This is a genomic window from Fusibacter fontis, assembly GCF_055378735.1.
In genome coordinates this window covers 2,342,002-2,354,424 of the sequence record NZ_AP042445.1, presented here as the reverse complement: position 1 = coordinate 2,354,424, position 12,423 = coordinate 2,342,002, and the positions used below count along the sequence as shown (strand labels likewise).

Below are 12,423 nucleotides of genomic sequence, written 5' to 3'. Positions count from 1 at the left end.
GACGAGATGAAGTTAGGGTTTATCAGCAAAAAAAACAAAGAGGATTTAGACCTGAATTTTGTCTTTGATCGGCTTCAGTTGGCATCACCATATGGCGAACTTGCGAAAAAGAGCATGATTCCATTTTCAAGGAAAGAGCACCATTCACTCAATAAAGCTTACGACGAACTCGAGGCAAATCTCAAGATTTTTGAGCACAATCGTTCAGAGGTGCTTGAGTTAAAATCACTCTTGAAAGACATCAAGCAGCTTGATACGACATTTGATCGAATCTTAGTAGGAGAACCGCTTTCTGTGACTGAGCTTTTTGAAGTGAAACAAATGGTTCTTCAGATGCAAAAAATTTCCATTCAGCTAGAACAATTACACTGGGAGAAAATTGTCGGCGCATATGTCCTTCTTCCAACAGAACCTATTATAGACCTGTTAGATCCTGAAAAGAGTGGCGTCAGCACGTTCTATCTTTATAGTATCTATTCAGAAAAATTGACTTTTGTAAGAAGTGAAATAGAAAGAATGGATAAAACCATTAAGCAAGAACTCAAGCAATCCATTGAAGCACTAATTGAAGAGGGATTTCCAGTAAGTCCAAATGGAGACATCAGAATCTCCATACGCGATCAGGAAATGCTGTCAAAAGTAAGTACAGATATGAGATTTGCATATAAATCCGATGTACCCATGTATACCATCTTTACCATTCGACAAAATGAACACTTGATCAAAGAAAAAGAACAACTTCTAGTGGAAGAAGATGATGAAGAACTAGAAGTGCGCTATCAGCTGACAGAGAAATTAAAACCCTATTTAGAAGTCTTACAAACCAACACCGAATGTATTGGGCAGATAGATCTTCTAATAGCCAAAACACAATTTTCTGTGGCATTTAGCTGTGTCAGACCACTTATTCATGAAGATGAGACCGTTATCATAAGAGGTGGTCGCCATTTAAAAGTGAGCAGTAGCCTAGAGAAGTCCGGTAAAAAGTTTACACCAATCAACGTTTCCCTCAAAAAATCGGTGACGCTTATTACAGGGGCTAACATGGGCGGAAAAACAGTCTCGCTGAAGCTCATTGGACAAGTGGTTGCTATGGCACAATTTGGTTTTTTCGTTCCTTGTGAAAGTGCAGAACTACCTATTTTCGATTTTATCTTTGTTTCAGTAGGAGATTTTCAGTCCATCGATATGGGACTGAGCACATTTGGTGGGGAGATTGTGGAAATTGAAAGAGCCATTGAACGCGAAGGTGAATTTGGACTCATTTTAATTGATGAACTTGCAAGAGGCACCAATCCGCTAGAAGGATATGCCATCTCAAAAGCATTGATTGAACATTTGAAAACGCTGTCTTCTCGAGCAGTCATCACCACGCATTTTGACGGATTGACCAGTGTACCTGAAACTGCGCATTATCAAGTCAATGGACTTTCACATATCGATTTGGAACTGATTCGAGATAAAATTGAAAAAGAAGGCGTTTCATTGCTACACGAATACATGGACTACAGACTTTCAGAAGTGAGTCAAATGAAAGAAATTCCCAAAGAAGCGATAAGAATTTCTGAACTTATGGGATTAGATAAACGCATCATTAAACGTGCGAAAGAAATATTAGGAGGATCACATGGCGAGTAAATTAAATTTGGATTTTAGTATCGTCGATAAAGCGCGTCAATCAGCTAAAGTTATCGCTGAAGACACGCAAAAATTCATTGATCGTCATACAACTGTTGCGGTAGAAAGAACTATCGTTCGTCTACTCGGCGTTGACGGCATTGACGACATAGAAAGACCCCTACCAAATGTTGTGGTAGACAATATCAAAAAAGGCGGCGGACTTGCAGAAGGTGCTGCTTATTGGTTAGGTAATGCAATGGTTGCACTGGGAAAATCTGCTCAAGAAATCGCTGAGGGAATTGCAGCGAATGAAATCGACTTAGTGACAGTACCGGCTCAAAATGATGAAAAAATCGTTCAAGTGATTGAAGTTGAAGCGAAAAAAATGGTTGAGCGCATTAAAAACAATCGTGCAACTCGCGACGAATTTTTACGTACAATCGGAGAAGGTCCTAAACCTTACTTGTATGTTATCGTTGCAACTGGTAATATCTACGAAGACGTTTTACAAGCGCAAGCTGCTGCAAGACAAGGTGCGGATATCATTGCAGTTATCAGAACAACTGCTCAAAGCTTACTCGACTACGTGCCATATGGTCCAACGACTGAAGGTTTTGGTGGGACGTATGCAACTCAAGAAAACTTTAGAATCATGAGAAAAGCACTAGATGAAGTGGGTCAAGAAGTGGGTAAATATATCCGTCTTTGTAACTATTGTTCAGGTCTTTGTATGCCAGAAATCGCTGCAATGGGCGCAATTGAACGACTTGATGTCATGTTAAACGATGCGCTTTACGGCATTTTATTTAGAGATATCAATATGCAAAGAACGTTAGTCGATCAATATTTCTCGAGAATCATCAACGGATTTGCAGGCATTATCATCAATACAGGGGAAGACAATTATTTGACAACATCAGATGCGATTGAAGAAGCACATACGGTACTCGCATCACAACTCATCAATGAGCAATTTGCGTTTTTAGCGGGTCTACCTGAAGAACAAATGGGTCTTGGACATGCATTTGAAATGAACCCTGATACGGAAGATGGTTTCTTATTAGAACTTTCTCAAGCACAAATGGCAAGAGAAATTTTCCCAAATGCACCGCTTAAATATATGCCTCCAACAAAATACATGACGGGTAATATTTTTAAAGGACACATTCAAGATGCTTTATTTAACGTCGTATCTATTATGACGAATCAAGGCTTACAATTATTAGGTATGCCAACTGAAGCCATCCACACACCACTTTTACAAGACCGTGCGCTTTCAATTGAAAATGCGAAATACATCTTTAACAATATGAGACATTTCGGCGATGAAATCGAATACAAAAAAGATGGCATGATTCAAAAACGTGCACAAAGCGTTTTAAAAGAAGCAGCTGACTTACTTGCAGAAATTGAAGAAATCGGTATTATGTCCACAATTGAACAAGGCAAATTTGCTTCTGTAACACGTAAAATGGACGGTGGTAAAGGTCTTGATGGCGTTACTCAAAAAGGGAATCGCTATTTCAACCCATTTATCCCAATGATGTTAGGAGGTAAATAACATGAGCGTGAATAACGGTTTGGACTTAACGAAAATAAAACCTTATGGCGACACCATGAACGACGGTATGATGCAGTTTTCATTTACGCTACCCGTTCCATGTAACGATGAAAGTAAAGAAGCAGCAAAACAACTTTTAATTAAAATGGGAATCGAAGAACCGGCTGTGGTTTCTGCGCAAGATTTAGGTGTAGGTTATACATTTTTTATCATGTATGGCAAATCCACTCATACAGTAGATTACACGCAAATCGAAGTGCCTAAAGTAGATTCTGACGTGATGGATAAATACGAAGTGGAAGCATATATTGAAGAAAATATTAAACGTGATGTGGTGATTGTCGGTGCATGTACAGGTACAGATGCCCATACAGTTGGTATTGACGCGATTATGAACATGAAAGGCTTTGATGGACACTATGGACTTGAAAGATACCACGGTATCAAAGCGTATAACATGGGCGCACAAGTGCCAAATGAGGACCTCATTGCAAAAGCCATCGAACTCAATGCGGATGCGATCATTGTGTCACAAATCGTAACACAAAAAGACGTGCATATTATGAACATGACCAATTTAATTGAGTTACTTGAATCTGAAGGCATTCGCGATAAACTCATCGTATGTGCAGGCGGACCGAGAATTTCTTATGAGCTTGCAAAGGAACTTGGATTTGATGCAGGTTTTGGAACAGGTACGTATGCTGAAGACGTCGCATCGTTTATTGTACAAGAAGTAGTGAAGCGTGAAAGTAAATAATTTCGACGTTTGGTCATAAAATGATGATATGAAAGACAACGAGTTTACATAACTCGGCGCATCATCGTTCACACAATATAACTAAAATAATTGAATTTACGTTGTTTTAACACAATAGAACTCAGCGAATGAGCATAACAGGATAGTTCAAAATAAGAACTAAAAAAAGTCCTGTATACCGCTTATTCGCTGAGTTTTTTTGTCACGTAGGTGTCACGCATACGTTATCATTTTGTAACGAGTGGGGGGTATCTATTGGATATACAAAGCGATAGGTGATTTTGATAAATTCTTCAATTGTATCATTCAATAATCAATAATCAATGGTCAATGATCGATTATCAATTGTCAATTGTCAATTGTCACAGATCATTTGTATGACTCCGCAAAAGGAGGAAATCGTATGAAAGCTGTAAAAGAACAATTCTTAGGTGCTAATTTTCTCGTTTCCATTTATCGAACTGAAAATCATACGTTTCAAGGTGTGATTGAGTGGCTCGACACAGGCAAAAAGATTCATTTCAGAAGTGAAAGAGAGATGCTCAATCTCATAGAAAATGCGCTGATGGAACAAATGGCGCTCGGCGATTTGAGGAAATGGGAAGATACAAAGAGCATCACCGTTGTTTAGAACCGAAAAAGGCAAACTAGGTGAAAGCTTAGGACGCAAAGTCTGGAGTCTAAGGCAATAGAAATTTCAATCCATTAGATGGATGAGAGAATTGATTTGCTAAGATCGTCCGATTACCAAATGTACATTTGGCAAAGGAGACTTTTATGAAAAGGACAGTGAAAAAAGTAAGCGCACTGCTTCTTATAGCAGTGATGATTTTAGGGATGATCCCAGTTGTTACAGCGGTTCCAGCACCGACAGTTGTGCTGGATAAAACGGCTACTTGGATTGCACCGACAAGAGAGTATGAAGTAAAATTGAATATCCAAACCAATGAAAGCATGACACCAGTAGATGTGGTTGTCGTACTGGATTTATCCTCTAGTATGAATAAAGATAAACTTGCAGCAATGAAAGATGCATCAAAAGATTTTGTGAAAGATGTATTACCAGTTGAAAATTATAAACAAAATAGAGTAGCTTTGGTAACGTATAGTGACTCAGCAGAAGTTGAACAAGAATTCACAACACACCAAGGCCAAGTCGTAGGAGAAATTGAAAGTTCTAAAGTCGGTAAAGACGATGGAACCAATATGCAAGCCGGTATGCTCCTTGCAAAAGAGATGCTTTCAAGATTTGGCAGAAGCAATGCATACCAAGCAATTGTTTTCTTCTCAGATGGCGTTCCAACTTTCTATATGAATATGAGCAATGATGACTATACAAATTTATATAGAGTGGTACAGCCTGCAGGCGAAAACATCGTTGAACTAGAATTTAGATATATTCGTTATTCAACCGATCGATATGAACTATATGATGATGATCATCAAGACAGATACCCAGGATTTATGGGATCTGGAAGTAATTATGAAGCTAATGGAAGAGCTAAACTTATCACAGAAGGTCTTGCAGCAGAGGCAAATGGCGTGAGCATTTATACCGTGGCATTAGTGAACGGCATGAACAGTACCAATTTAGGATATGCACGTTCAACGCTCAATCCAACTGGCTCTGAAAAATATCAAGTAAAATACTATGAAGCACCTACAACTGCTGAATTAGACGAAATATATGAGTCCATTCAACTTCAAATCGGCAGAATTGGTTCAAATGGCGTAGTGACTGACGTGATTCCTGAAGGTTTTGCACTCGTTGCAGGTAGCTTTGAAATCAATGGCTTACCAGCAGGTGCACCAGAAGTCACATACAATGAAACAAGCAAAATGATTACTTGGAATTATGGCGATGTCATGAATGAAACTGAAGATGAATTGACATATAGAATCAGTGCATTACCATATTACTATGGCGTACTCGATACCAATGAATACGCACAATTTAGTTATATTCCTAAAAATAGTGAAGTGCCTACAATTTTAACTTTCCCAGTACCTGAAGTGGCTGTTGCGCCATACGCTGTGGATGATACGTACTCGATTTTTGTAGGAGATTCATTAAATGATAATGTATCCGTCAATGATCTCAATGAACTCGTGATGGATAGTACAGAATACAGCAGTGTAATCAGCTACGAACTTGTAACACCACCAACTGCTTATCCAGCATTTGTTCTAAATGCAGATGGAAGTTTCGCATTTGATGGAACAGTTCCAGAAGTGCTTACATTTGTTTACAAAGTTAAAGTGGAATTAACAGGACCATCAGCATTAGCAGGCACTTACTACAGTGAAACTGCAACCGCAACCATCAATGTGCTTCCACTTCCTGAATATACTTTGACGATGTCACAAGTCGGATCAGGAACCATCACTCCAGATATTGGCCCACATGTTTATACGAAAAACACCATTGTTCCACTCACTGCAACTCCAGCAGAAGGATGGAAATTTAATGGTTGGACAGGCGATTTAACAAGCAGTACAGCAAATGAAAACGTTACAATTCTTGGAAATATGGCGATTCAAGCAGAATTTATTGAACTTTACACCTTAACAGTTAATGTCGTTGGTCAAGGATCCGTCGTTGAAACTCCAGACTTACCATACTATGATCCAAATGCTGAAGTAGCTTTAGTAGCAATTCCAGAAGCAGGCTGGGAATTTGCTGGTTGGTCAGATGATTTAACAGGTGACAATGCAAATGAAACACTTGTTATGAATGGACATAAAGTTGTTACAGCAACTTTTACAGAACAACAAATTCCACCAGAACAATATACACTTAATATCAGTATCGTTGGATCAGGTACAGTTGTTGCAGACCCAGAACTTGAAGCATATAACTCAGGTACAGAAGTAGGTCTTGTGGCAACACCATCAGTAGGATGGGTATTCCAAGGTTGGTCGGGCGATTTAAGCGGATCAGATCTTACAACATCCATTATCATGAATGGCAACAAAGCAGTCGTTGCAACATTTGTTGAAGAAGAACTTCCTCCAGAACCTGAATATTACACATTGACCGTTAGCATCGTGGGTTCAGGAACAGTTTCTTTAACACCTGATTTAGAGTCTTATGAAGAAGGAACAATCGTTGGGCTCATTGCAACACCAGCAGAAGGATGGGAATTCGCTGGTTGGTCAGGTGACTTAAGTGGAACAAACCCTAGCGAGTCTCTCACAATGAATGCTGATAAATCAGTCGTTGCAACATTTGTTGAAAAAGTCATACCAACAGAACCACCTACAGAACCACCTACAGAACCACCAACAGAACCACCTACAGAACCACCTACAACTCCACCAACAGAGCCACCTACAACTCCACCAACAGAGCCACCTACAACTCCACCGACAGAACCAGTTACAGAACCTCCAACTCAACCTGAAACTGAAGGACCAACACCAAATCCAACAGTGAATGGTACCGTCATCGTCAACTATGAAGATACAGAAGGTAATTTGCTTTCATCTTCTAGCATCACAGGTGAAGTTGGTAGTTCATACTCAACAGTAGAACTTGCATTTGAAGGCTATTCTTTAGTATCAACACCGGCTAATGCAAGTGGCATCATTACTGAAGGTACAACTACAGTGACTTATGTTTATTCTAATGGAGTCGTTGTCAATGAAGAAGAAACACCACTAGCAGCTGCAACAGAACCATTTGATATCGATTCATTCAGTACGCCACAACTCGTACCAAATGAAGAAGAGCTTGTAGAGGAGGAAACACCGCTTGGTGATGCATTACCACAAACTGGTCAACTTCCAGCAGAACTCTTCTATGGACTCGGTGGTGTCATCTCAGCAATTGGGATTTATCTTAAAAAGAAAAAATAAATTTTTTAGCACCAAGAATCAGGTTAATAAATAAAATTAAAGTTTACTAACTGAATTTGTTAGAAAATACAAAACCGGATTATCCGTGTATGCATTGCAAATACTGAAAAGTAAAAGCAGTGTGACACGAGATGATCCGGTTTTTGTGTTGTCACAAGGATGTCACATAGATGTGCATACGGTGTCACAATCATTTGGTAAGATATTGATAGTGGTGATAGACCACAGCAAATTCCGAGGATGGAGGTGTATGGATTGGGATCTATTCCAAAAAATCATTTCGGAACAAATTTTTTAGTAACCATTCATCATCAGGAAAATCAGAGCTGGCAAGGCGTGATTGAGTGGTTAGATACAGGTAAAAAGATGCATTTTAGAAGTGAACTTGAAATGCTCAACCTGATCAGTACAGCAGTAGCTGCTCAGTCCACTGTGGAAAGTCCCATGAGAAACTGGACAGATAGTAAAGTTATCAATGTCGTTTAAGCATTTACATAAATGACTTGAAAGAAATGCATTACAAGTAGCAAACACCTATAATGCAAGGGCAAACTCAGTGAAAGCTGAGGACGCAAAGTCTGGAGTCTAAAGTTTGAGTGAATCACGAAAACCAAGACCGTCCGACTGCCAAAGGAAATTTATTTGGCAAAGGAGAAAAACACATGAGAAACACGATGAAGAAAGTAGTATCAATGGTATTGGTCGCAATTTTAGTACTTAGCGGCATACCGACAATGAGCTTCGCTGAAACAGGCGACACGTTCCAGTATAAAGGAAATGGTTATCAAGGTTCTTCGCTTGATTTCACAGATGGAAGTGGAAGAGAAGCAATAACTATGATGTTTGATGTCGTTAAAAATCCAGGAAATGTGATTTACAATGCATATTGCGTGGATAAATCAACTGAGATTAAAAAGAATGCATTTTATAACGCTAAGTTTTTAGAAGATATTTCTTACATTGGAAGCAATGCACCAAAAGTAAGAACTATTATCACAAACGGATTTTCTAACGTAAACTTAGAAACATTAGAAGCTAAGGTAAATACATTTAAAAACTCAACTTATTTTTTTAATAGTTATTGGACTTATAAAACTAATTGGTTAGGTTTTACTGTAAAAGATAAGTATTATGAAGGAAATAAATTAAGTACTGAAGATGCGATTGCAGCAACACAAGCAGCTGTATGGCATTATTCAAACGGAAGTACACCAAGATGGGAAAACAATGCAGAAAATGTTAGAGCAGTTTATGATTACTTAATGAGTTTACCAGGTACTCCAAAACCAACTGCAGCAAACATTACAGTATCTGCACCAACAAAAGAAATCAAAGATGGTAATGTTGTCATTAGTTTTAAATATTCAAATGCTGGTACAAATCCATCAGTTGAATTTTCATTAACAGGCTTTACAAAATCAGAAAAAACAACAGCAGGTGAAACAACAGTAACTTATACTAAAGCTTTAAATAGTATGGTTGCAGCAGATTTCCAAGATTTTACATTTAAAGTAAAAGGAACTAAACAAGTAACAGATGTATTTGCATTTGATCCAGTAAATGGAACAAATACATCACAAACATTGGTGTCATTAGGTTATACATTTAATGTTCCAGTTGAAAACCAAGTAAATGGAACAATCAAAGGATTAGCTGATCGAGTTACAGTTACTTTTGAAGCAAAAGGTGGCTCAGCTGTTCCAGCTCAAACAATTGATTATGCATCAGCAATTAACCCACTTCCAACTACAACATTAACTGGTCATGCATTTGGTGGATGGTATACAGATGCAAATAACATGACAAATGCAACTAAATTTACAACTTCTACAATCGTAAGAAATAGCATGACAGTATTTGCAAAATGGACGCCAAATGAGTACACAGTAACATACAATCCAGATGGCGGAAATATGACTGAACCAAAAACTGTAAAAGTGAAATACAATCAATCAGTAACCTCTACACCAACACCAACAAAAGAAGGATATGACTTTAAAGGTTGGTTCTTAGCAGATGGAACAACTGAATTTACAGTAGCAACAAAAGTATTAGATAACATGACTGTTAAAGCAAAATGGCAGTTAAAAGAATATACAGTGACTTATCATGGAAACGGCACAGAATCTGATCCGGCTGCTGTTAAAGTACAACACGGCAAAACAGTTGGTTCGTTACCAGTAGTTTCAATTGAAGGAAAAACATTCTTAAAATGGACAACTGCAGATGGTACTGAGTTTAAAGCGAACACAGTAGTCACTTCAAACTTAGACGTTACAGCTCAATGGAAAACAAATCTTTACAAAGTTAACTATGATTCAAACGGTGGCTCATATGTAGACCAAGCTGAAGTACCTTATAACGCATATATCCGACCACTTCCAGTACCGACAAAAGAAGGATACGAATTTAAAGGTTGGTTCTTTGAAAATGGTACAGAGTTTACTCAAGATACAGCAATTAAAACAACTATTAACGTAACAGCAAAATGGGAAGCAAAAGACTATACAGTAACATTTGATGCAAATAAAGGAACATTTAAAACAGGTTCATCAACACCACAAACTGTTAAATATAACACTGCAGTTTCAGCACAAGAAGTTGAAAAAGAGGGTTATACATTTGATGGTTGGTATTTAGGAAATGATAAATACGATTTCTCAACACCAGTTACTCAAAATATCACATTAGTTGCACACTGGACTGCAAAACCAGTAACAGTGACATTTGATGCGAATGGCGGAAATCCAGTACCTTCATTTGATTCAGTAGTAGACGCAAAAATTGGCACATTGCCATTAACTGAAAAAGAAGGTTATGAATTTGCTGGCTGGTATTTACCAGAAGGCGTAGCACCAATCAATAGCGAATACGTTTTAAAAGATAGTATCACATTAAAAGCACACTGGACTCAAATTAAATACAATGTAACATTTGATGCAGCTGGTGGTTCACCTGTTGAAAGCAAAGAAGTTGCTCATGGTAATGTAATTGATCCAGTTCCAGGTTCTTCTAAAGAGCACTACCAATTAGAAGGCTGGTATGCAATGGATGGTACAAAATTAACATCTGATCTTCAAATTAAACAAGATTACGCATTTACAGCATTTTGGACTCCAAAAGCTTATACAGTAACATTTAATCCAAATGGTGGTTCATTAAATGGCGCAGCTTCAGATGTTGAAGTTGAGTACAATCAACCAGTAGGCTCAATTCCAACACCAGAGAGAGACAAATACAATTTCATTGGTTGGTTTACTGAAGATGAACTTGTTGAATTAACAGGAGACTATTTAGTAACAGGCGATGTGACATTCTATGCAAAATGGGAAGCAAAACCAATTGAAAAAATAACACTTACTTTTAATTCAAATGGTGGAACAGCAGTTGATTCAGTAGAAATTGAAAAAGGAACTGCACTAGGTTATATTCCACAAACATCAAAAGATGGATTTACATTTGAATATTGGTATGATGAGAATGGTGATCAATTAACAGTTGAAAGAATCTTTGAATCAAACACAACATTTAATGCACAATGGAAAGAAATTCCAGCAGCAAAAGTAACTGTAACATTTGATGCAAATGGTGGTTCAGCAGTTGAACCAGTTACAGTAGATAAAGGAACAGCACTTGGAACACTTCCAACAACATCAAAAGATGGCTTTGACTTCTTAGGATGGTTTGTAGGAGAAACACCATTTACAGCTGAAACAGTAGTAAGTGAAAACGTAACAGTTGTTGCACAATGGAAAGAAAAAGCAACAGAAAAACCAACTGAAGATCCAGTGGTACAAGTAACCGTAACATTTGATGCAAACGGTGGTTCAACTGTCGCTCCTGCAACAATTAACCAAGGAACTTCATTAGGTGAACTTCCATCAACAACAAAAGAAGGATTTACATTCTTAGGATGGTTTTTAGGTGAAACACCATTTACAGCAAGTACTGTTGTAACTGAAAACATTACTGTAGTTGCACAATGGAAAGCAATTGAAACAGAAGCACCTACAGAAAATCCAACTGAAGCTCCAACAGAAGCACCAACTACTGCACCAACAGAAGCTCCAACAGTTGCTCCAACAGAAGCACCAGTTGTACCAGTAGGTCCAACACCAGTTGAAGCGACTAAAGGAACAGTTGAAGTATCTTACCAAGATACACAAGGAAAAGTATTATCATCTTCAAGCTTTACAGGTGATGTTGGTAGCACTTACTCGACAATCGAACTTGCTTTTGAAGGCTATACATTAGTAGAAACACCTTCTAATGCAAATGGAACTATTTCAGAAGGTACAACAACAGTCGTTTACGTATACACAAATGGCGTTGTAGTAGAAGAAGAAGCAACACCACTAGGCGATGCGACAGCTCCATTCGATATCGATAAATACGGTTCATCAACTCCAGAAGTGATTATTGAAGAAGTTGAAGAAGAAGAAACACCACTTGCAGATGCACTTCCTAAAACTGGTCAAATTCCTGCAGAATTATTCTACGGAATTGGCGGTTTGATCACAGCAGCTGGCGTATTCTTAAAAAAGAAAAATGACTAAGTCATTAAATGACAAAGTCACTAAGTGACTAGTACACTCAGTCATTAAGCAAAGAGCAGGTATTCAAA

General features: G+C 38.1%; 7 protein-coding genes and 2 riboswitches. All 7 genes read left to right on the top strand.

Features of this window, described 5'->3' with window-relative positions:
- Window positions 1-6 precede the first annotated feature (6 nt).
- The 7 genes from kamC (at window position 7) to ACZ41W_RS10440 (ending at window position 12,355) form a co-directional block, all read left to right on the top strand.
- Window positions 7-1,638 (top strand): lysine 5,6-aminomutase reactivase ATPase KamC, encoded by a 1,632-nt coding sequence (kamC, locus tag ACZ41W_RS10470; RefSeq protein WP_464311931.1) that lies wholly within the window; start codon window positions 7-9, stop codon window positions 1,636-1,638.
- A complete protein-coding gene (gene kamD / locus ACZ41W_RS10465; protein WP_464311930.1) occupies window positions 1,628-3,181 on the top strand; it encodes a lysine 5,6-aminomutase subunit alpha in 1,554 nt (517 codons plus the stop codon). Before kamC ends, kamD begins: the two co-directional genes overlap by 11 nt.
- 1 nt (window position 3,182) lies before the next feature.
- The gene (kamE, locus tag ACZ41W_RS10460) at window positions 3,183-3,941 is read left to right on the top strand and encodes a lysine 5,6-aminomutase subunit beta (RefSeq protein WP_464311929.1); all 759 of its coding nucleotides are present in this window, start codon (window positions 3,183-3,185) and stop codon (window positions 3,939-3,941) included.
- A gap of 403 nt (window positions 3,942-4,344) precedes the next feature.
- Complete coding sequence (locus ACZ41W_RS10455; RefSeq protein WP_464311928.1) at window positions 4,345-4,572, top strand: hypothetical protein; 228 nt, start codon at window positions 4,345-4,347, stop codon at window positions 4,570-4,572.
- A riboswitch (cyclic di-GMP riboswitch) is annotated at window positions 4,573-4,693 on the top strand.
- Window positions 4,694-4,718: 25 nt separating this feature from the next.
- Window positions 4,719-7,799 (top strand): InlB B-repeat-containing protein, encoded by a 3,081-nt coding sequence (locus tag ACZ41W_RS10450; RefSeq protein ID WP_464311927.1) that lies wholly within the window; start codon window positions 4,719-4,721, stop codon window positions 7,797-7,799.
- 255 nt (window positions 7,800-8,054) lie between these two features.
- Complete coding sequence (locus ACZ41W_RS10445) at window positions 8,055-8,285, top strand: hypothetical protein (protein WP_464311926.1); 231 nt, start codon at window positions 8,055-8,057, stop codon at window positions 8,283-8,285.
- Between the two features lie 50 nt (window positions 8,286-8,335).
- A riboswitch (cyclic di-GMP riboswitch) is annotated at window positions 8,336-8,431 on the top strand.
- 30 nt (window positions 8,432-8,461) lie between these two features.
- The gene (locus ACZ41W_RS10440) at window positions 8,462-12,355 is read left to right on the top strand and encodes an InlB B-repeat-containing protein (protein ID WP_464311925.1); all 3,894 of its coding nucleotides are present in this window, start codon (window positions 8,462-8,464) and stop codon (window positions 12,353-12,355) included.
- The last annotated feature ends 68 nt before the right edge of the window (window positions 12,356-12,423 follow it).